The 21197-nt window shown below is 58.4% G+C and carries 19 protein-coding genes; 14 read left to right on the top strand and 5 right to left on the bottom strand.

The annotated features are described in order from the left end of the window. Window positions 1-7 precede the first annotated feature (7 nt). A complete protein-coding gene (gene fabI / locus B7G66_RS00610) occupies window positions 8-847 on the bottom strand; it encodes an enoyl-ACP reductase FabI (RefSeq protein WP_040511991.1) in 840 nt (279 codons plus the stop codon). 195 nt (window positions 848-1042) lie between these two features. Between fabI and pdxH the strand changes: the two genes are divergently transcribed. The 12 genes from pdxH to B7G66_RS00550 all read left to right on the top strand — a co-directional run bounded on the left by pdxH (window position 1043) and on the right by B7G66_RS00550 (window position 12794). After that, on the top strand, window positions 1043-1651 hold the full coding sequence (gene pdxH / locus B7G66_RS00605; protein WP_003620279.1) for a pyridoxamine 5'-phosphate oxidase: 609 nt from the start codon (window positions 1043-1045) through the stop codon (window positions 1649-1651). An 82-nt stretch (window positions 1652-1733) separates the two neighbouring features. Next, complete coding sequence (locus B7G66_RS00600; RefSeq protein WP_003620280.1) at window positions 1734-2615, top strand: universal stress protein; 882 nt, start codon at window positions 1734-1736, stop codon at window positions 2613-2615. 160 nt (window positions 2616-2775) lie between these two features. Beyond that, a complete protein-coding gene (locus B7G66_RS00595; RefSeq protein WP_003620281.1) occupies window positions 2776-3471 on the top strand; it encodes a phosphoadenylyl-sulfate reductase in 696 nt (231 codons plus the stop codon). A 96-nt stretch (window positions 3472-3567) separates the two neighbouring features. Further along, window positions 3568-4362 (top strand): sulfate adenylyltransferase subunit CysD, encoded by a 795-nt coding sequence (gene cysD, locus B7G66_RS00590; RefSeq protein ID WP_003620283.1) that lies wholly within the window; start codon window positions 3568-3570, stop codon window positions 4360-4362. Window positions 4363-4390: 28 nt separating this feature from the next. Next, window positions 4391-6274, top strand: coding sequence for an adenylyl-sulfate kinase (gene cysC, locus B7G66_RS00585; protein WP_040510829.1), 1884 nt, complete (start codon window positions 4391-4393; stop codon window positions 6272-6274). Between the two features lie 207 nt (window positions 6275-6481). Further along, on the top strand, window positions 6482-6817 hold the full coding sequence (locus B7G66_RS00580) for a DUF2849 domain-containing protein (RefSeq protein WP_003620288.1): 336 nt from the start codon (window positions 6482-6484) through the stop codon (window positions 6815-6817). Continuing rightward, entirely contained in the window at window positions 6810-8498 is a 1689-nt protein-coding gene (locus B7G66_RS00575; protein WP_003620289.1) for a nitrite/sulfite reductase, read from the top strand. The genes B7G66_RS00580 and B7G66_RS00575 overlap by 8 nt, the downstream gene beginning before the upstream one ends. Continuing rightward, the gene (locus tag B7G66_RS00570) at window positions 8485-8979 is read left to right on the top strand and encodes a DUF934 domain-containing protein (RefSeq protein WP_003620291.1); all 495 of its coding nucleotides are present in this window, start codon (window positions 8485-8487) and stop codon (window positions 8977-8979) included. Before B7G66_RS00575 ends, B7G66_RS00570 begins: the two co-directional genes overlap by 14 nt. A 70-nt stretch (window positions 8980-9049) precedes the next feature. Beyond that, window positions 9050-10378, top strand: coding sequence for a 3-deoxy-D-manno-octulosonic acid transferase (locus tag B7G66_RS00565; protein ID WP_003620294.1), 1329 nt, complete (start codon window positions 9050-9052; stop codon window positions 10376-10378). Continuing rightward, a complete protein-coding gene (gene lpxK / locus B7G66_RS00560; protein ID WP_003620295.1) occupies window positions 10378-11364 on the top strand; it encodes a tetraacyldisaccharide 4'-kinase in 987 nt (328 codons plus the stop codon). Before B7G66_RS00565 ends, lpxK begins: the two co-directional genes overlap by 1 nt. Before the next feature lie 32 nt (window positions 11365-11396). Further along, window positions 11397-12278, top strand: a complete 882-nt coding sequence (locus B7G66_RS00555) for an LpxL/LpxP family acyltransferase (protein WP_003620297.1) — start codon at window positions 11397-11399, stop codon at window positions 12276-12278. 177 nt (window positions 12279-12455) lie between these two features. Next, window positions 12456-12794, top strand: coding sequence for a hypothetical protein (locus B7G66_RS00550; RefSeq protein WP_003620298.1), 339 nt, complete (start codon window positions 12456-12458; stop codon window positions 12792-12794). 64 nt (window positions 12795-12858) lie between these two features. Here the strand turns inward: B7G66_RS00550 and B7G66_RS00545 are convergent, their stop codons facing one another. Next, on the bottom strand, window positions 12859-14097 hold the full coding sequence (locus B7G66_RS00545; protein WP_231106192.1) for a penicillin-binding protein activator: 1239 nt from the start codon (window positions 14095-14097) through the stop codon (window positions 12859-12861). 167 nt (window positions 14098-14264) lie between these two features. Between B7G66_RS00545 and rsmI the strand changes: the two genes are divergently transcribed. Next, window positions 14265-15143 carry a 16S rRNA (cytidine(1402)-2'-O)-methyltransferase gene (rsmI, locus tag B7G66_RS00540; protein WP_003620301.1) on the top strand — a complete coding sequence of 293 codons (879 nt, stop codon included), beginning with the start codon at window positions 14265-14267 and terminating at the stop codon, window positions 15141-15143. A 119-nt stretch (window positions 15144-15262) separates the two neighbouring features. On the opposite strand, the gene B7G66_RS00535 is transcribed toward rsmI, so the two are convergent. Both B7G66_RS00535 and mbfA read right to left on the bottom strand, forming a co-directional pair. Next, on the bottom strand, window positions 15263-15937 hold the full coding sequence (locus tag B7G66_RS00535; RefSeq protein WP_231106193.1) for a LolA family protein: 675 nt from the start codon (window positions 15935-15937) through the stop codon (window positions 15263-15265). 248 nt (window positions 15938-16185) lie between these two features. Further along, a complete protein-coding gene (gene mbfA / locus B7G66_RS00530) occupies window positions 16186-17145 on the bottom strand; it encodes an iron exporter MbfA (protein WP_003620304.1) in 960 nt (319 codons plus the stop codon). 640 nt (window positions 17146-17785) lie between these two features. On the opposite strand from mbfA, the gene B7G66_RS00525 reads away from it, so the two are divergent. Continuing rightward, window positions 17786-20689: a TonB-dependent receptor domain-containing protein gene (locus B7G66_RS00525; RefSeq protein ID WP_139312966.1), complete on the top strand. Its 2904-nt coding sequence runs from the start codon at window positions 17786-17788 to the stop codon at window positions 20687-20689. 308 nt (window positions 20690-20997) lie between these two features. Here the strand turns inward: B7G66_RS00525 and B7G66_RS18315 are convergent. Then, window positions 20998-21197 (bottom strand): hypothetical protein (locus B7G66_RS18315; protein ID WP_206778176.1); only part of this gene is annotated, 200 nt, incomplete at its 5' end.

The following is a 21197-nucleotide window of genomic DNA, read 5'->3' as shown; positions in this document are numbered from 1 at the left end:
GGTGGTTTCAGCTTCCCGCGACGGTCATGTCAGGGGCCGTGGGATTTTTCATGCCCACGATATGATATCCCGAATCGACGTGGTGGATTTCCCCCGTCACCCCCCCCGACAGGTCGGACAGCATGTAAAGGCCCGCACCACCCACTTCCTCCAGCGAAACATTACGTTCCAGCGGGGAGTTGTACTGGTTCCATTTCAGGATATAGCGGAAGTCCCCGATGCCATTGGCCGCCAGCGTCATGACCGGCCCTGCCGAGATGCCGTTGACACGGATGCCATCGGCGCCAAGGTCCACCGCCATGTAACGGACCGAAGCCTCCAGCGCGGCCTTGGCCACGCCCATCACGTTGTAATGCGGCATGACACGCTCCGCCCCCAGATAGGTCAGGGTCAGCAGCGAACCACCAGACTTCATCAGGCGTGCGGCACGACGCGCCACCGCGGTAAAGGAATAGCATGAAATGTCGAGCGCCTTGAGGAATGCCTCACGCGGGGTGTCGACATACCGGCCCCGCAGGAACTGCTTGTCGGCCCAGCCGATCGCATGCACCACGAAATCAATCTGCCCCCATTCCTTCTCGATCGCGGCGAAGGTGGCGTCGATGGCCGCGTCATCGCTGACATCACACGGCAGGACAAGGCTTGATCCCACAGATTCAGCCAGCGGCCGCACCCGCTTGCCCAATGCCTCCCCCTGATAGGTGAAGGCCAGTTCGCCGCCCTGCTCCGCCACGGCGCGGGCGATACCCCACGCGATGGAGCGGTCGTTCGCGACGCCCATGACAAGTCCGCGCTTGCCTTTCATCAAAGAACCTGTAGCGGAGATTTTGGCCGCGCCGTCTGACATGCTACTACCCTTGGTGGTGAATGGCGTATGAAATTTCGGCATGGTGGTCGCACAAGCCGAAGCATCGGACAAGGTCCGGTGCGTGGAATTGTAGCGATTAATCCCGCCGTCGTAATTTACCTTATATTTCGATATGTTTCGTACCGGACCATGCCCTGCCTGTCATAACGTGGTCCCCAGACCGGATAAACACACATGACCACCAAGCTGATTGACCTTGATGCGGACCCTTTCGCCCTGTTCGATGCCTGGATGCGCGACGCAGTGGCGCATGAACCCAATGACCCTAACGCCATGGCGCTGGCCACGGCCACACCGCAGGGACTGCCGTCGGTGCGGATGATCCTGCTCAAGGGTGCGGACCGGCGGGGGTTCGTTTTCTACACCAACCTCAACAGCCGCAAGGCGGCCGAGCTGAAGGCCAACCCCCATGCGGCCCTGCTGTTCCATTGGAAAAGCATCCGCCGCCAGATCCGTATCGAAGGCCCCGTCGAACCCGTCACCCCGGCAGAGGCTGATGCTTATTTCGCAAGCCGCAGCCGGATATCCCGCCTGGGCGCCATTGCGTCAGAACAGTCACACCCCCTGCCGGACCGGGCCGTGTTCGAAGCACGGCTGCGGAATCTGGAAGACCGTTATCCCACCGAGGATACCCAGATCCCGCGTCCCGCCAACTGGAGCGGCTTTCGCCTGGTGCCGGACAGCTTCGAATTCTGGCAGGACCGTCCCCATCGCCTGCATGACCGCGCAACATGGACCCGTACGGCCGGGACAGACTGGACCCGGCAGCGTCTTTATCCCTGAACTTGCGGCGTTCTTATCCGTTTCCTGAAAGAGTGAGTTTTATACGACACGAAAAACAGGAACGGATACGAAAGGGGCGTCCATGCACATCCGCAAGATATTGCTGCCTTTGTCCGGCGCGGAAAATGCCGGGAGCGCCCTTGCAATCGGGGTGATGTTCGCCCAGCGTTTCAACGCCCATATCGCCGGACTGCATGTCGGCAGCGACTGGCAGGAAGTCAGCCCCATGGCAGGCGAAGGCCTGTCGGGCGCCATGGTGCAGGAAATGATCGCAGCCGCCCTGCATGAAAGCGCGGGGCACCTGAAAGAGGTCCGCCAGGCATTTCATACCTTTATCGAGGGGGCTGGCCTGCCGATTGTTGCGCCGCGCTCCGCGCTTTCGACCATTCCGATGGACAGGCCAAGCGCCAGCTTCACAGCCATGGCGGGCAACATGTACACCGTTGTCGCACATCAGGCGCGGATGTCAGATATCGTCATCGTGCGCAACACCGGGGCTAGCGGACAGGTCTCCTCCTCTGACGCCCTGCATGCCACCCTGTTCGACAGCGGGCGCTGCGTTGTCGTCGCCCCCATCGAACGCCCCGTCAGCGTGGGGCGACGCATCTGCATCGCATGGAATGGCACGACAGAGGCCGCAACCGCCCTGCGTCATGCCCTGCCGTGGATTGTGGAAGCAGAGGAAGTGCGCATCCTGTATAGCCGCAGCTACCAAAGGCTTGGCCCGGAGGCGCGGCACGTCAAACATTACCTGGACATCCATGGCGTGGATACGACCATGCATGAATTCCACGCAGATGGCCGCGGCGTGGGCGCCGCCCTGCTGGAGGCATGCCACGATTTCAATGCGGATATGATGGTCATGGGGGCCTACTCACACTCCCGCCTGCGCCAGATGATCCTTGGCGGTGTGACACGCCATGTGCTGGAAAACGGGAAACTATCCGTTTTCATGAGCCGTTAATGCACAGTTAAAAATAGTGCAATAAGGCACTCAAGAGCAGGATGCTTGCCATGCAGACAATGAAGAATATATATCATTCCCCTTGCATGCATGGGGATTAGTGATTAACTCCTCCCCAATTAACGATTAAATATCGTGAACTGCGGAGGGAGATCGCAAGGTGCAGGTTGATCCGTCAATTATACGATCCCTGCAGGCCGAGGGGAATACCGCACATGATGTCATGCGGATTGCCCTGACGGGTACGCTGCGTGGACGTATCGGGCTGGTGTCCTCCTTTGGTGCGGAATCCGCCGTCCTGCTGGCCCTCGCCGCCGAAATTGATCCGGCGGTCCCCGTCCTGTTCCTGCAGACCGGGCAGCATTTTCCCGAAACGCTGGAATACCGGCAGGATCTTGCACGCTTTCTTGGCCTGACCAATGTGCGCGATATCCACCCCGCCCCCACCCAGATCCAGAACCGCGACCCCGAAGGGCAATTATGGGCTTTTGACCCCGATGCGTGCTGCGCCCTGCGCAAGGTCGAACCCCTTGACGAAGCCCTTATCCCGTTTGACGGATGGATTACCGGGCGCAAACGCACACAGGCCAGCACACGCGCCAACCTGCCACTGGTGGAAAACGCCGATGACGGTCGTATCAAGATCAATCCGCTGGCCCGCTGGACACCGCGGGAACTGGATGCGGAAATGACGCGCAGGAACCTGCCGCGCCATCCGCTCAGCCTGCGCGGTTATCCCTCGATCGGCTGCGCGCCATGCACCCTGCCCGTGGGTGCGGATGCGGACCCGCGTTCCGGGCGCTGGGCGGGTCAGAACAAGACCGAATGCGGCATCCACGTCCGCAAGGCCTCCTGACCCTTACGGCAAGGGCACCCGCTTTTATGGTAAACCTGTCTTTAACCTTATCATCCCGCCACTCCTTCTTCCCCGGAAAGGAAGGTCTGTAAGTCCATGGACGATCTCGATCAGCTCGAAGCGCAGAGCATTTTCATCCTCCGCGAGGCCTATCGCAAGCTCAAGCCACTGGCGATGCTCTGGTCGCTGGGCAAGGATTCCAACGTGATGGTATGGCTTGCGCGCAAGGCTTTCCTTGGTCGCGTGCCGTTTCCGGTCATGCATGTCGATACCGGCAAGAAATTTCCCGAAATGTACCAGTTCCGCGACGAATATACCAAGAAGTGGAACCTCGACCTGCTGCTTGGCGACTGCCCGGCCGTGGAAGAGATCGACCCGACCCTGCCGCCTGCCGCACGGTCCGCCGCGCGCAAGACGGCCGGCCTTGCCGCGATGATCGAAAAGCACAAGCTTGCAGGCGTCATCGCAGGTATCCGCCGCGATGAACAGGCCACCCGAGCGAAAGAACGCGTCTTCAGCCCCCGTGGCGCAGGCCACAAATGGGATGTGCGCAACCAGCCCCCCGAATTCTGGGACCAGTATGCAACCCCGCATGAAGCGGGCATGCATATCCGTGTCCATCCCCTGCTGTCATGGCGTGAGATCGACATCTGGCGTTATATCGAGCGCGAGGGCATTCCGCTGGTTGACCTGTATTTCGCCAAGGACGGCAAGCGTTATCGCTCCCTTGGGGATCAGGACATCACCAGCCCGGTGGAAAGCAATGCCAGCACCGTGGCCGAAGTGATTGCCGAACTGGAAACCTCGCGCACGTCGGAACGGGCGGGCCGCGCAATGGACCATGAATCCGAAGATGCGTTCGAGCGTCTTCGCGTTGCCGGTTATCTGTGAACGTCGGGCCGAGCGGAGTATCAAGGACATGAATACGATTTCCCCTCCCGCCTCGCAGGAGGCAGCGACACCGATCGTCATCGTCGGGCATGTGGATCATGGCAAATCCACCCTGATCGGACGGCTGCTTTACGACACCGACAGCCTGCCTGACGGACGTGTGGCGCAGATCATTGAATCCAGCACCAAGCGTGGCCTGGCGGTTGAATGGAGCTTCCTGCTCGACAGCCTGCAGATCGAGCGTGACCAGGGTGTGACAGTCGATTCCACGCGCATTCCCTTCCGTCTGGGACACAGGCAGTTCGTCATTGTGGACGCACCGGGCCACCGGCAGTTCCTGCGCAACATGATCACGGGCGCCGCCGATGCCGAAGCGGCCGTGCTGGTGATTGACGCCGCCGAAGGCGCACAGGAACAGACCCGCCGCCATGCGATGCTGCTGCGCCTGATCGGCATCCGCCACGTGATCGTCCTGATGAACAAGGTCGATCTGCTGGATTATGACGAAGCGAAAATCACCGCCTCGGAAAAGAGCGTGGCCGCCCTGCTCAAGCAGTTGGAGATTGAACCGACCCTGTTCGTGCCGGCCTCCGCGCGCGAAGGCGACAATATCGCATCGCGTTCGGAACGGATGGCCTGGTACAAAGGCCCCACCCTGACCGAGGCCCTGGCCCTTGTCCCGTCGCCTTCGTCACGTGCAGACCTGCCGCTGCGCCTGCCGGTGCAGGACGTCTACCGCTTTGATACGCAACGCGTTGTTGTTGGCCGTATTGAACGCGGCAGCATCCATATCGGTGACAGCGTGGTGATCGGACGCCATGGCACGGTGGCCCGCGTTGCCACCATCGAAAGCTGGCATACCGCGCCACAGACCACTGCCATCGCGGGACAGTCGGTGGCCATCACGCTGGAACCCGATGTGATCCCCGATCGCGGCGACCTCCTGTTCCCGCCTGACGAAGCCCCGTTGAGCAGCGCGCGCGTGCGTGCGCGCCTGTTCTGGCTGCGTCAGGAACCGTTGCGTGTGGGGGAAAGCTTCCGCCTGCGCCTGGCGACGGCGGAACATCAGGTAACGGTCGCATCCATTGATTCCGTCGTGCGGCTGGAGGACCTGACCGAACATCCTGCCGATATCGTCCCGCCCGAAGGCTTTGCCGAAATCACGCTGGCGGTGTCCGAAACGATGCAGTTCGATCCCTTCGTGCCGGGAACGGCGGACGGGCGTGGCGTACTGGTGGACCGCAACCAGCAGATCGTCGGTGGTGTGCCGCTGATCGGTGTTGCGGACATCGCCGCCGGGACAAGGGCAATCCACCCGACCGGCAGCACGGTATCGACATGGGATCGCGCCCAGGCCAAGGGGCATCGTGGTGGCGTGTTCTGGATGACCGGCCTGCCTGGTGCGGGCAAGAGCACGATCGCCCGTGCGGCGGAAATGCAGCTTTTCTCACGCGGGGTCGATGTTTCGGTTCTGGATGGGGATACGCTGCGCGCGGGCCTGTGTTCGGACCTTGGCTTCAGCGAAGCGGACCGGCGCGAGAATGTCCGTCGCGCGGCGGCCGTGGCGCGTATCCTGGCCGACAGTGGGCAGGTCGTGCTGGTTGCCCTGATCTCCCCCACCCTTGCGGATCGCGAATGCGCACGCCAGATCGTGGGGGACGGGTTCCATGAGGTGTTCATCGACACCCCACGGGAAACCTGTGAAACACGTGATCCGAAGGGACTTTACGCAGCGGCCCGCGCGGGAAAGATTACCGGCTTTACCGGGATTGATGCCCCGTATGAGGCCCCCGATAAACCGGCACTGCGTCTGGTGACAGAAAAGCGCGACCCGTCCGAGAGCGCACGTGACCTTGTCACGTTCATCACCCAGACGACCGCGCTGACGCAGCCCACTTCCGGCAACGCCTGAGGGATGCGGCGGACGGGGCGGATGGGCACCTTCCACCGCCCTGCCCGCCCCTTTGCGGGATGGTCCGTCACCATGGTCATGCCGGTCGATATATCTGGATTTATGCGTAAATATAAAATATACACACATAACTGTATGAATTAAGCATGCCTCCATCCATAAGGGTGGAATATGCCGCCTGCCTCGCCTGAAAGGGATTGACCAGAAGTGGATGTCAGGAACAACCGCCGCACAACAGCAGGCTCAAGCGTCATCACGGCCAATCGCCTGCTTGATGGGCGGATCGTCTGGCTGACGGATCAGGGAACATGGTCCGTGGATATTGCCTGCGCCGCGACATGGCCGAACGACCGGATTGAAACCGTGATCGCCGATACCGCCCGCCACCAGCAGGATCAGGGCGTCGTGGGCGTTTACGGCGTACAGCTTGCGGATCAGGCGGCGGGGATCACCCCGCTTACGGTGCGGGAACGCATTCGCGCCTTTGGCCCCACCGTGCATCCACACTTCGTCCCCTCACATGAGGATACCCCCCATGCCTGACACAGCCCTGGCCCCAGCCGTTGGCCGTTATGCCTATGACCAGGTGGACCGTACGTTCCTGCGTGAACGGGTGGAGCAGTTCCGCGACCAGGTGGCGCGCCGTATCGCTGGCGACCTGACCGAGGACCAGTTCAAGCCATTGCGGTTGATGAACGGCCTGTACCTGCAACTGCACGCCTATATGCTGCGTGTGGCTATCCCTTATGGCATGCTTGGTGCGGCGCAGATGCGTGAACTGGCGCAGATTGCGCGCACCTATGACCGGGATTACGGGCATTTCACCACCCGGCAGAACCTGCAGTTCAACTGGATACGTCTGGAGGATACCCCCGATATCCTTGCCCGACTGGCGGCTGTGGACATGCATGCCATCCAGACCAGCGGCAACTGCATCCGTAACGTGACATGCGACGAATTCGCGGGGGCTGCGGCGGACGAGGTTCTGGACCCGCGCATCCATGCGGAAATCCTGCGCCAGTGGTCCACCCTGCACCCGGAATTTTCCTTCCTGCCGCGTAAGTTCAAATTCGCCATCACCGGCAGCCCCCATGACCGGGTGGCGGCACGTTTCCACGATGTCGGCCTGATCGCCCGCCCCGGCGATGACGGTCGCGCGGTGTTCGATGTATATGTCGGTGGCGGGCTGGGACGCACGCCGGTCATTGGCGTCCTGCTGCATGATGGCCTGCCGGAAGAGGATCTCCTTGCATGGCTGGAGGCGATCGTGCGTGTCTATAACGCGCACGGGCGTCGGGATAACATGTACAAGGCCCGCATAAAGATCCTTGTACAGGCCCTTGGGATCGAGCGTTTTCGTGAAGAGGTCGAAGCCGAATTCGCACGGATGGACCGGGCGCGCTATCGGCTGGACCCCGCCATTGTCACGGGCATTCGCGCACGTTTCGCCGTGCCCGACCTGCATGCCCCCGCCGATGCGGCACAGAAATTGCAGGCCAGTCGTGCCAGTACTCCCGCCTTTGACCGCTGGGTGCGCACCAACACGCATCCGCACAGGGTCGCCGGTTTCATCTCTGCGGTCATTTCGCTCAAACCCGATGGCGGAATTCCCGGTGACGCCACGGCGGATCAGATGGATATCATCGCCGGGCTTGCCGAACGTTACAGCTTTGGCGAAATCCGCATTACCCACATGCAAAATGTCGTGCTGGGCCATGTGCGGCAGGACCAGTTACAGGCGCTGTGGCAGGAACTCGCATCGGCGGGACTGGCAACGCCGAACATCGGCCTTGTGGGGGACATCATCGCCTGCCCGGGACTGGATTACTGCTCCCTGGCGAATGCGCGCTCCATTCCCATCGCGCAAAAGCTTAGCGCACGCTTTGCCGATCCCGGCCTGCAGGAACGCATCGGCGCATTGCGCATCAATATCTCCGGCTGCATCAATGCCTGCGGGCATCACCATGCGGGCCATATCGGCATCCTTGGCGTGGACAAGCGCGGGGAGGAATATTTCCAGCTTACGCTGGGCGGGTCGGGTGAAAATGATGCCGCCATTGGCCAGATCATCGGCCCGGCCCTGCCAGAGGACGAAACCGTGGACGCCATCGCGGCGCTGATTGATGCGTATCTGGTGCATCGACACGACGGCGAACGGTTTGTTGATACCTATCGGCGGCTTGGCGCTGCCGTCTTCAAGGATGCTGTCTATGCCCCTGCTTGAAAATGGCCGGATCGTCGCGGATGACTGGGTACATGTCCCTGATGATGCCCCCTGTCCTACCGACCGGGCGGTCATCGTATCATTCGCCCGGGTGGAAGAAGCACTGGCGCGCCCAGGTGCCGCACCAGTGGGCGTACGCCTGAATCCCGACACGGATGTGGTGACCCTGAACACCGTGCTGCCGCGCCTTGGGCTGGTCAATGTTGACTTTCCGGGCTTTCGCGATGGACGCGCCTTTACCCAGGCCCGCGCCCTGCGTGAGCATCTGCACTTCACCAAAGAAATCCGCGCAACGGGGCATGCCCTGCCTGACCAGTACGAATTTATGCTGCGCTGTGGCATCACTACGGTCGAAATCGCTGAAAATGCCGACCCCTCCGTATGGGAAAAGGCGCATACACGCTTCACCGTGGCGTATCAGCCTTCCGTCCTGAACGAAAAGTCACAGGGATTTGGCCTGCGCCGCTTTCTTGATGCCTGAAGGAATGCCGGGGTAAAGGGCACACCAGCTTGCACTTTCGCCCCGGCATCCCCCATGCTACCGCAAGAACATGCAAACGCATGTACCGCAACCGTGCAGCCTGACATTCCGCGACAGGATATGCGGCCACCTGTCATCCGCCGCGTGGGCGGGGGTGGCGACGATGCTTGCCCCCATATTGCGTATCCATCTTGCGCGGCGCGTTCGCAGGGGCAAGGAAATCGCCGCGCGCGTGGGCGAACGGCAGGGGATCGCAACCCTCCCGCGCCCTGACGGGCCGTTATTATGGCTGCATGCTGTCAGCGTGGGTGAAACCCTCTCCATACTCCCCGTCATCGCTGCATTGCACCATGACCGGCCGGACCTGCATTTCCTTGTCACCACGGCCACCACCACGTCAGCAGCCCTGCTGTCCCAACGCATGCGCGGACTGCCCCATGGGGGACGGGTCATCCATCAGTTCGTACCGCTGGACGTACCCGCGTGGATGCGTCGGTTCGTACGCCATTGGCACCCCGATGCCGCAATACTTACGGAAAGCGAGTTATGGCCGAACATGACAGCAGCCTGCCTGCATGACCATGTCCCCGTACTCCTGATAAACGGGCGCATGTCCGATCGATCCTTCGCCATGTGGCGACGCCTGCCCTGCCTGATCGGCGCCATGTTACGCAGGCTGACATGGGCATGCGCCCGTTCGGCAGAGGATGCACAACGTTTCCATATCTTGGGACGCGACACCATCACGGTGCTTGGCGACCTCAAGGACGCAGCCCCTCCCCCACAGGCAGACACGGACCTTGCACTGCTGCGACGCCAGATTGGCCAGCGTCCCGTCTGGATCGCGGCCTCCACGCATCCAGGTGAAGAGGAAATCATCCTGCATGCAGCCTCCCTGGCGCGCGAGCATGTTACAAACCTGCTGACGATCCTGATACCACGCCATCCCGAACGCGGGGCAGCCGTGATGCAAATGGTGCGGCAAGACATCCCGCGTCGCGCCCTGGGGCAGGTTCCCGGCGAACAGGACAGCATATGGATATGCGACACCATGGGGGAGATGGGCCTGTTTTACGCACTGCATTGCCCGGTCCTGATGGGGAACAGCCTGCTGCCTGCCCCACAGGGGGGTGGCCACAACCCGATGGAGCCAGCACGCCTTGGCAACGCATTGGCAAGTGGCCCGTCGATCGCCAATTTCCGGCAGGCGTTCATGACGCTGGGCGCGGCCGTGACATATGTGACCAATGCGCATGAACTGGCGCATTGGGTGGTGGACATGCTTTCCCACCAGGACAGGTTGCGCGACGCCATCAGGGCAAGCCGGTGCGTGGCAGCCAATGATACGCAGGTCGCCCGACGTGTCGCCACAGGGATCATAAAGGCGGTGTATCACTGATGCGCGCTCCACGCTTTTGGGACTGGCGGGCCGGGGGGCATGATTTTCCGGCAGGGCTGCTTTCCCCTGCGTCATGGCTCTATGCCGCCATTGGCACCCTGCGTCAGCGCCGCCGCCCATGGTGCGCACCGGTGCCCGTCCTGTGTTGCGGCAACCTGACGGTAGGGGGAACCGGCAAGACGACAGTGGCACTGGACCTTGGCCGCCGACTTGTTACCCGTCATCGCCGGGTTGCATTCCTGACACGGGGATATGGGGGCGACATACGCCATTCCGTGCGGGTACAGGCCGGGATGCATACGGCACGCGATGTGGGCGACGAAGCCATGCTGCTGGCACAGGTGGCCCCGTGCTATGTCGGGGCGGACAGGACACAGACCGCACGCCTTGCGATCGCGGACGGGGCTGATTGCCTGATTATGGATGACGGGCTGCAAAATCCCGGCCTGCGGCGTGATTTTTCCATCGTGGTGGTGGATGGCCATCAGGGATTCGGCAATGGACGCGTGCTTCCGGCCGGACCATTGCGTGAACCCGTATCGTCCGGCCTGTCACGCGCGCAGGCTGTGCTGCTGATCGGTGAGGACCGGACCGGCGTGCTCGGCAACCTTGCCCCCCACCTGCCGTGCCATCATGCGACATTGCAGCAGGAAAGAAGCAATCTGCCTGCGGGCTGCCATGTCGTGGCATTCGCGGGAATCGGACGGCCTTCCAAATTCTTCGACGGGATACGCCGCCTGGGCCTTGATATGCGACAGAGCGTCGCCTTTGCCGACCACCACCCCTATCACCCTGCCGAACTGGCACAATTATTGAAAACCGCACACGCGATGAACGCCCGACTGGTTACGACGCCCAAGGATTTTGTCCGCCTGCCCCCCGATTTTCAGGCAAAGGTCACAGCCATCGGGGTTTCACTTTGCTGGACCGACCCACAGGTGCCCGAACGCCTGCTGGATACCTGGTTGCGAAAGGCCGGGCAGTGACCCCGGCGCATGACAGGCCGCCACCGCGCCATATGAAGATAGAGGCGGCGCTACTGTCTGGCCTGCTTGCCATATTGCGGCGCATGCGGCCGGAACAGGCATCCAACGTGGCGGGCCGGACCTGCCGCATGCTTGGCCCGTGGCTGCCGGTTTCAAAAGTGGCTGATGCCAACCTGCGCTATGTCATGCCACATCTGGGCCGTCGTTCACGGGCGCGAATCATCCGCGACATGTGGGAAAATATCGGTCGTAATGCCGGCGAACTTCCCCACATTGCACAGCTTCCACAAAATCCGGCATCCGGCCCCGGATGGGACGTTGTTGGCGCCGAACATCTGCGCGCACAGGCCGATACAGGCAAACCGGTCATGTTCGTATCGGGGCATATCGGCAACTGGGAAATGCTGCCTCCTGCTGTGGCACGCTATGGGCTGGTATTCTCTTCCTTCTACCGTGCGCCGAACAACCCCTATGTGGACCGGATGCTATGCGATCTGCGTAACGAGGCGATGGGACAGGCCGTACCCCTGTTTGCCAAGGGTGCGCGCGGCGCGCGACAGGCACTGGCGCACCTGATCCGTGGTGGCCATCTGGGGATGCTGGTCGATCAGAAGATGAATGATGGAATCGAGGCCCGATTCTTTGGCAGGCCCGCAATGACAGCCAGCGCGATGGCGGCAATGGCGCTGCGACAGGAATGCCCGGTCATTGCGGGATATGTGGAACGACTAGGCCCGGCCCGCCTGCGCATTCATGTTTCCCCGCCACTGCCGCTGCCCGATACGGGCGATCGCAAGCAGGATCAGTTGCTACTGACGCAGCAGGTCAACGATTACATTGAACAAAAAATACGCCAACATCCGGGCAGCTGGTTATGGCTGCACCGCCGATGGAATAGGCAATTGAACAATTAATGGTCAATTAACGACTCTAAAGCGCAACAAAGCATTGCTTTTTTGTCACGCTTGGCAATTTCTGCCTCATTCTTCGGCTTCCTGCGACAGATTCAGTTTGGCAAGCACTCATGCAAGACTTACGGTCGAGACGTGCTGTTAACGCATAGGATATGTCAGAGGGCCGACATCATGAGCATGATGAATCATCAGTTTCCTGCCTCCAATGTTATTCCGCTTCGACAGGGGTTCCTGCCCCGCCATTACGAATATCTGATGCGTTGGCTGGAAGCGGGCACCTGCATGGGACTGTGTGATGTTGATGTCGCTTCGGCCGAAGATGGCGAAGGCATCGAGCATGTGCTTGTCTGGGTCCGTGAAAACGCTGACCCGGCCTACATGATCCAGCCCGAAGGCATGCGCTGGGTCCTGATCGACCAGTTGCGCGAACGCCGCCTGTCGTCCTATCGCAGCTTTGAAGCCGCGCTTTACGCCATCCGTCCCGTGCTGTCCTGTGGTGCGACCGCTGCGGCATGAGCGCCGCAGCCTGACAGGCCTGACGCCATAGGGCGGGGAAAGTTCCCGCCCGTGCTTTTTATGCTTAGTTCGTGCCGTTCTGCAGCCGTCCCGAAGGGGCCTGGACCATCTGGCTCCCTCCTTCGGGCAGTATCTGGAAAATTGCCAGATCACGGCGCGTCCGGCCATTGGCTGTAAAGCCAAAGACGCCATCCACCCCGGAAAACCCTTCATTACGGGTCAGTGCCGGTAGCGAATACCCATTCCGCGCGCCGCTGGCTGGTGGCACCTGATCCAGCGCCTTGACCAGGGCCGCCGCGTCATAGGACAGATCCGCCAGCGGGGTTGGCATATGGTGGTACTGCGCCATAAACAACTGCACGAAATGCTGTCTGCTTGCCGGGTCCGGCGCAGCGTACCAGGCATTATGCAACTGTGCCAGCTTGCCAGCGAACGCCCCCCACAGGCCCGGTCCCATGATCCGTATCTGGGATGGGGAAACCTGCGCCACCCGTAGCCCTTCGATCACATGGCCAAGTTGCAGCCCCGTATCCGCCAGCAGCAGCGCATCGAATGGCGGTGGCGGCAGGGTGGATGCATCTGCCGGCTGTGATGTGGGCGCCGGTACGGCGTCTGCCGGTGTTGATTCAGGGTTGGCGGGATCGACACCGGCGGGTGGGGCCTCAACCGGGGCAGCCGCCGCCGCCTGTGTCGCCGCACTCGCGGCGCGACTGTCATAGGCAGAGAGTGTCTTTATCTGTGCGGTAATTTCAGCCGGTGTTGTCCCATGATACATGATCTGGGGCGATTGCAGGCCATGTTCGCTACAGCTTTGCAAAAGGGCATCGCCCATGGCGTGCCCCAGCGCCGTATTGGGCAGGAAGGCCGCGAAATGCTGCCGGTTTTCACGGATGGCGGCCCCGACCATACGACGGACCTGCTGTTCGGGGGCGATACCCAGTATCCAGACATCGGAACGTGCGACCGACACATCGGATGTAAAGGACAGCATGGGCAGCTCTGCCTGCGTCGTGACAGCCGCCGCCTGTGTTGCGTCCCCTGCCGTCAACGGACCAAGAATGATCCCGTCGCCCGCCTGCACCGCAGCCTGTGCCGCAGCGGTGGCACCACCGGGGGCGGCCGTGTCGTGGATATCGAGTTTGGGGGCCGTTGGCGTATTCATGGCCATACGCGCGGCACTGAGCATTTCCTGCCCCAGCCGCGCATTATTACCCGTCAGCGGCAGAAGCACGCCAACATTCCGCCCGGCATGAGGGGTCTTCGTCCCCTCTCCCCCACCGGCGCATGCCGCGAGCGTGGACATAACGACCCCGGCCAGCAATAAGGCCTTGCAAGGAAATCCCTGAGTGGCAGAAACAGTATCCTGTCCAAGCTTGCGGGTTACCAATGTCTGACGACTCATTTCTTTCGCCTTTGCAATCTCGATCCGCGACGATCCATAGCGGAGATGCGAAGCCACGTCATGCGGGGATGGAGGATATGCATGTCATATCGTCGCATGATGCAGGCATATTGACGCTGGTGGCAACGCCGATCGGTAATATGGGCGATATTTCCGCACGCGCCGTTCAATGCCTGAACGAAGCTGACCTGATCCTGTGCGAAGATACGCGCACCAGTGCGAAGCTTCTGCAGGCGCACGGCATCAAGACACGCACACGCCCCCTGCATGACCATAACGAGCAGGACCGCATCCCCGGCCTGCTGGAACAATTGCAGCAGGGGCGCAAGATCGCCGTTATTTCCGATGCCGGCACCCCCCTGATGTCGGACCCGGGATATCGTCTGGTGCGCGCCGTTATCGCAGGTGGCGGGCATGTCACGGCGGTGCCGGGGGCCAATGCCGCCGTCATGGCGCTGACCCTGTCGGGATTGCCCCCCCATCCCTTCATGTTTTCCGGTTTTCTGCCACCACGCGATGCCGCACGCCGTGAAAACCTGTCGGTCCTGCGCGCGGCGGAACAGGCGGGACTTTCGGCAACACTGGTCTGGCACGAAGCACCGCATCGCCTGGCGGAAATGCTGGCATCGCTTGCAGCGGTGTTTGGCCCGGATCGCCCGGCCGCCGTCGCACGCGAACTGACCAAAAGATTTGAGGAAGTCAGGCGTGGGCCGGTAGGCGAACTGGCACACTATTATCAGGACCATGCGGCCCGGGGGGAAATCACGGTCATCCTTGGGCCGCCACCGGCGGATGATACGGGACCACAGAATCTGGACACCCATCTGCGCGAAGCCCTGAAATCGCTTTCGCTCAAGGATGCGGCGTCACTGGTGGCAGGCATCGTCAACCTGCCCCGACGCACCGTTTATGCCCGTGCGCTGGAACTGACACGCGACGCACAGTGACAGGGAATCATGCATCCTGGGGGTATCTTTTTTCGAGATTGCATCGCCCCCATGATGCTTTTGGGAAAAGACTTTTCCAAACTCTTTGCGTTTTCCAGGCGTGTGGAAATTATATTTCCCTATTTGTCGCCAATATCCGTGTTGAACAGGCGATCTGGCGGTTCCGCCCCCCCCACGGTGGCATGCAGCAGGTCCACCCGCGTGCTTTCCCCTTGCGCATCCTGAACGATCCATCCCCGCAGGCGCAGCCCCTTATCCTCTTGGAACAAGAGCGTCAGGCTGCCATCGCCGGGCGAATCAGCACGGACCAATGTAATTTCGATCTCCGGCCCCTCATGCATCAGGGCTGTCACCCGCACATCGCCTGACAGTTCAAGATGCGGACGCAGCAGGAGGCCGATCGGCGTCTTGTCCATTGGCATCGTCGTGGTCTGACCCAGTTCGCTGTCGTTAAAGACAACCTGATCATGGTTGGCAACCAGCAGAAGCGGGCTGGGTGGATCGTACTGGAAACGCATGCGACGATTCCTGCGGTCCAGCCACGCAGTGCCGGTGGACTGCTTTCCATCCGATGCTACCTGATGAAACTGCGCGGTCAGCAGCGTGATGGTGTTAAGGTGTTCCTCGATTCGATTGATGAGGGCATGGTCCTGATCCGAGGCGCCTACGACCATCTGCGCCTGTGCCGATGCTGGCTGGGCATAGGCCCCAAGCCCAAGCACCAAGGGCATCACCAGCATGAACGGGCGCATGCAGCGCAGGCGCAACAGAGAAGAACGGTCACGATGTTTCATCGGGCAATGATCCAACCAGGAAAAGCGCATGCACGTGCCTGCCCGATCACTTCGTCAAGATCAAGGCAAAGAGAGTATTTGAAAACAGATCATTGATAAAAAAGAAAAGTTTTTGGGTACCGCCTTATTTGGGAAAAAGGCGGCGTCTTCTGAAGGTTTAAAAAAACCTTCACCAAAAACCTTCATAATTTCAGCACGTTATCGATCCAGACTTTTCAAACAGTCTCAAAACGGCAGGCCCGACCGGATCAGCCCGTACTGCCAATCAGAACACCTGCGGCAAATACCAGCGCCCCACCAATGACAATCTGCACGATTGCCGATCCAAACGGCGTATCCTGATACCGCCAGCGTATCCATGAAATGACGAACAGTTCGACCACCACCACAGCGATGGCAGCCATCAGGGCCGTGGTGAAATTATCGATCAGGAACGGCAGCGTATGCCCGATTCCTCCCGCCGTTGTCATCAGCCCGCAGATCAATCCGCGCAAAAGCGGCGCACCACGGCCGGACAGCTTGCCATCATCGGACAATGCCTCTGCAAAGCCCATGGAAATCCCTGCCCCGACAGAGGCAGCCATTCCCACCAGAAACGCATTCCACGGCAGGTGCGTCGCAAACGCGGCCGCAAAAACCGGCGCAAGCGTGGAGACGGAGCCATCCATCAACCCCACAAGACCGGGCTGTATGATCTGCAGGACAAAGCGGCGGCGGGCGTCCTCGTCCTCGTCCTCGCGCTTGGAGGCAGGAAGGCGATCGAGTTCGATGGCGCCTGCCGCCTGTTCATGCCGGTCTTCGGCCAGGGCCAGATCCCCCAGCAGCTTGCGCGTTGCGATATCCGTCGTGCGTGTCGCCGCCTGACGATAAAACCGCGCCGCATCAAGTTCCATCTGGCGGGCATGGCGACGCACCGCATCAATCCCCTGCCCCTGGATCTGCCATGCAGGCTTACGGATCAGGAAACCTGCGATATCCTGCCGCCGGATCAAGGGAATATGCTGGCCGAAGCGGCTGGCATACAGGTCGATCAGGTCACGGCGGTGCTGATCCTCCTCTGTCGCCATGTCAGTGAAAATTTTCGAGGTGTCGGGAAATTTCTCCCGCATGGCATAGGCAAAATCAGAATAGATGCGGCCATCCTCTTCCTCGTTTGAAATGGCAAGGGCAAGGATTTCCTGATCCGTCAATGTCGAGAACTTTCGCATGCGTTACTGTATGCAGCAAAGTAGCCATCATGCTCAAGCCATTTCATAAACGAAAATAATTCTTATTATACAATAACGATTGAATTCAGTTCTTGATAATAAAAGTCACTATTAATGAACCCAACCTGAAATCGCGCCAGAGTTCCAGAAATCAATTCCAAGATATGGATTTTCTTCAACCCAGACACAGGACAGGTTCGTTTCATTGCATCTTCATGCGTCACCGGACACGATAACGGGCGTAACGGTCCACGCAACACAATCCGTTGAACGTTCACACACCGTATGGCGCGTTCTTCTGTCCCGCACGCTTCATATTTCGGATATGACCTCATCGAAAATCGTGGATATGATCTAACCAATGTACATTATTCATCTGATCCATCAGTAAGATACAGCACTTCAAACGAATTTTTGATGATTATTTTAGAAATTTACAACAAACAATATAACACATTAAAATATATAGAAATTTTTCACCACTTCACACCATCCGCACTTACTGTGCTCACCACATAACCAAAAGCTATTTACCACGCTTAATTTCGAAATGGACGTTTTTCTTTATCAGAACGCACACTTCAGTTCGGAATCGTAACATAGGGATATGCTCACGCTCGTATTCAGGAGTGGCAGGACAATGACGATAAGAAAGCGCTTAAAAATCCATTTATTGCCCTTTACAGTCATATCCTCTGGGGCAGTGATCTTTTTCATGGAACAGGGTCATGCGGCATCGCCCCCACCTGTTACGCCAGATACAGGCAGAAGACAGCCTATCTCTGCTCAAACACCCCCTGCTTCCGCCAAGGGTTCACACTTACAGAAGAAGGAAAAGATCCCTTCAAACAGCGAAGTTATCATGGTGACGGGAACCCATATTGCCAATTCACGCATCAAGTCACCAACACCCATCAGTTCCCTGAGCCAGAGCGAAATCCAGAACCAGGCCCCCAGCAACAACCTTGCTGATCTCGTCAACCAAATGCCGCAATTTGCCGGCAGCACGACACCACAGAATTCAAGACTGTCGCTGAGTAGCGGACTTGCCGGGATCAATGCCCTGAATCTGCGAAATCTTGGGGCGGAACGCTCGCTCGTGCTGCTTGATGGGCGACGTATAACGCCTTCAGCCATTACGGGCATTGTCGATATCAACACGATCCCCCAGCAATTGGTAAAACGTGTTGATGTCGTGACGGGTGGCGCATCCGCACAATATGGTTCGGACGCGGTTGCGGGCGTTACCAATTTTGTACTCGACAAGACCTATACAGGGCTGAAAATTGACGGGGATTCAGGCATTTCAGACTATGGTGACGGCATAAATTACCATACTGCGGTGACGGGCGGATTTGGTTTTGCACATGGCAAGGGCCATGTCCTGCTGAGCGGTGATTACGCTCATCAGGACGGCATCTACAGCGTTGACCGCCCCTGGAATTTTAATGGCCAGCGCATTATTGCGAACCCGGAATATGCAAGCGGTAATGGGCAACCGTATTATATCAGGGTTGGCAATGCAGGCACGAACTATGCCCTTCCGGGCGGGATCATCAATTCTTCGACCGGTGGCGTGACGAATTCGCTCCGTGGCATCTATTTCGGTCAGGGCGGCAGCGTAAACCACTATAATTACGGTTCTCTTTCGACCTCAAGCGTTACGGTCGGAGGCGATCATGCACTTGCCAATGATGGCAAGGACATTGGCCTCGAACCGATGAGCGATCGAAAGAATATTTATGGACGCCTGAGTTATGACGTCGCGCCCTGGATGACGCTGTATGGTGAAGGTTCATACAACCAGAGCGAATATATCTATAACGCCGGGCCACAATATCTGAGCGCCATCAAGCTAAGTGGATCCAATCCGTATCTTGTTGATGCGCTGGGATCATCTGCATTGCAAAATGTTTCGTCCGTAACGTTGGGGACAACGGCACTCGACCTGCCATATCGCCGTACTGACAACCGGCGATCGGTACAGCGTTACACATTTGGTGGCGAAGGTAATTTTACGCTGTTTGGCAAACCTGCATCGTGGAATGCCTATGCCCAATATGGGGTCATGCATTCAAAGGAACAGATTTACAACGTCATGAATACGGCAAAAATTGCGAATGCAACCAATGCCGTGCGCTCGTCAACAGGGCAGATTGTCTGTGCCTCGTCGCTGACTGATCCATCGAACGGATGTTCGCCCATCGACTGGTTGGGCACCGGCGTCATATCGACTGCGGCAAAGGATTATGTTCTGGGCAACCCATGGCGTGAGGAAAGATTTCAGGAAATCGTATCCGGCGTAAACCTGTCGATGATTCCGTTTGCGACCTGGGCTGGTGACGCCAATATCGCCGTTGGCGGAGAGTATCGTGATGAACGTGCGTCCGGATACGTTCCAACCCAGTATCAATCCGGCTGGTCCGTAGGTAATTTTCTGCCGACATTTGGTCATTATGATGTCAAGGAAGCCTATGTCGAAGGTGCAGTACCCCTTGCAAAGGGCCTGTCGGTCAATGCCGCCGTGCGCGCAACCGATTATTCGACATCGGGTTATGTCACGACATGGAAAATTGGCGGCACCTGGCAACCAATCCAGGATATCCTGTTCCGCGCAACGGAATCACATGATATTCGTGCGCCAAATATTGATGAATTGTATAACGCCGGAACATCCCAGACAACATCCGTTCTGAACCCGGTGACCGGTGCAACAGAAACCGTACTGTCAAGAACAACAGGAAACACGAAATTAAAGCCTGAAAAGGCGAATACAACAACAATCGGGGCCGTGATTACACCACGTTATACGCCGGGACTTTCCATTTCTGTTGACTGGTTTCATACCAAGATCAAGGATGCGATCGAGCAGTTCTATCCGCAGACCATTATTGACGAATGCTATTCAGGCTATACCCAGTTCTGCGCTGCGATCAAACCGGACCCGACCGGAACACGCGACCTTCTCATGTCTGCGTCACCCTTCAACTTTGCAAAACTTGAAACCAGCGGAATTGATATTGATGCCTCCTACCGGTTTCCTTTGCGCCGTATCCTGAAGAATGCAAACGGGTATTTCGTCATTCATGGGCAGGCCACCAACTATCTGAAATATGTCTCTGCCTCCGGGCTGGGTTATGCTGTCGATACGTCGGGGGACATTTCATCTGGGCCACCACGGTGGATCTATCGCTTTTCAGCATCCTATACTACATCACGCTACAGCATTACCGCAGTCGCGCATGGTATCAGTTCAGGACATTACTCCAACAGCTATGTGACATGCACGACATCCTGCGGCGCATATAATGCCGACTATCCGTCTATCAACAACAATCATGTCGCTGGTCTTTTTTACTTTGATCTCAATGGCACATACACACTTCCAGTCCAGAACTCAGCAAAGGTACAATTGTTCCTTAACGTCACAAACCTGGCGAATTCCCATCCACTTCTAGTTCCAGAAAGCGGACTTGCGGCGGATACCACCTACAGCAACCTTCTGGGCCGCACATATCGTGGAGGAGTCAGGATGGAATTCTGAAATTTACCTTATATTCCTGCCAACAAAATATTTCACATAAGCCAGGACCGTCTTCTGATATGGGCGGCGTGAAGAATACCCTTCATTTCATTACGATCCCATTCCAGTATTTTTATATATGTGCTGGAATGGGCAACCTGACAATGCGCTACATTTCCTATAATTCTTTGTCCCATGCGTATATTTTTTAAAATCATGCCATCAAGATACGCTGGATACTCATGCCATATGACAATATCAGGATATATGGTGAAATCTGTACAAGCTGTTTTGTGCTGACAGTTACCAAACAGAGAAAAATATACCCTTTAATATCCTGCAAGAAATAGAATAATACCAGAAGGTTTCTTTCCCTTCCTGCTCGCAAGCAAGATATTTATGGTGGTTATCCCTACCCTGCGCGCGCCTGCTGATGCCACCATATCAGAACGCACCATTTCATCGAAATTTTCTTGAAGACTATTTAGAGCGCACTGCGAATAGCTTGAATCATAGGATTCCCAAAGTG

The sequence above is a fragment of the Novacetimonas hansenii JCM 7643 genome (assembly GCF_000964405.1).
Classification (GTDB): domain Bacteria; phylum Pseudomonadota; class Alphaproteobacteria; order Acetobacterales; family Acetobacteraceae; genus Novacetimonas; species Novacetimonas hansenii.
Note: the sequence above shows the minus strand (reverse complement) of the source record. Positions and strands in the feature narration are given on the sequence as shown.

Bases quoted from the DNA above. Each gene is read 5' to 3' on its own strand.
- B7G66_RS00555 (WP_003620297.1), top strand. From the start codon at position 11,397: ATGAAGATAGAGGCGGCGCTACTGTCTGGCCTGCTTGCCATATTGCGG.
- B7G66_RS00525 (WP_139312966.1), top strand. From the start codon at position 17,786: ATGACGATAAGAAAGCGCTTAAAAATCCATTTATTGCCCTTTACAGTC.
- B7G66_RS00565 (WP_003620294.1), top strand. From the start codon at position 9,050: ATGCAAACGCATGTACCGCAACCGTGCAGCCTGACATTCCGCGACAGG.
- rsmI (WP_003620301.1), top strand. From the start codon at position 14,265: ATGGAGGATATGCATGTCATATCGTCGCATGATGCAGGCATATTGACG.
- lpxK (WP_003620295.1), top strand. From the start codon at position 10,378: ATGCGCGCTCCACGCTTTTGGGACTGGCGGGCCGGGGGGCATGATTTT.
- B7G66_RS00535 (WP_231106193.1), bottom strand. From the start codon at position 15,937: ATGAAACATCGTGACCGTTCTTCTCTGTTGCGCCTGCGCTGCATGCGC.
- cysD (WP_003620283.1), top strand. From the start codon at position 3,568: ATGGACGATCTCGATCAGCTCGAAGCGCAGAGCATTTTCATCCTCCGC.
- B7G66_RS00570 (WP_003620291.1), top strand. From the start codon at position 8,485: ATGCCCCTGCTTGAAAATGGCCGGATCGTCGCGGATGACTGGGTACAT.
- B7G66_RS00550 (WP_003620298.1), top strand. From the start codon at position 12,456: ATGATGAATCATCAGTTTCCTGCCTCCAATGTTATTCCGCTTCGACAG.
- pdxH (WP_003620279.1), top strand. From the start codon at position 1,043: ATGACCACCAAGCTGATTGACCTTGATGCGGACCCTTTCGCCCTGTTC.
- mbfA (WP_003620304.1), bottom strand. From the start codon at position 17,145: ATGCGAAAGTTCTCGACATTGACGGATCAGGAAATCCTTGCCCTTGCC.
- cysC (WP_040510829.1), top strand. From the start codon at position 4,391: ATGAATACGATTTCCCCTCCCGCCTCGCAGGAGGCAGCGACACCGATC.
- fabI (WP_040511991.1), bottom strand. From the start codon at position 847: ATGTCAGACGGCGCGGCCAAAATCTCCGCTACAGGTTCTTTGATGAAA.
- B7G66_RS00600 (WP_003620280.1), top strand. From the start codon at position 1,734: ATGCACATCCGCAAGATATTGCTGCCTTTGTCCGGCGCGGAAAATGCC.
- B7G66_RS00545 (WP_231106192.1), bottom strand. From the start codon at position 14,097: ATGTCCACGCTCGCGGCATGCGCCGGTGGGGGAGAGGGGACGAAGACC.
- B7G66_RS00575 (WP_003620289.1), top strand. From the start codon at position 6,810: ATGCCTGACACAGCCCTGGCCCCAGCCGTTGGCCGTTATGCCTATGAC.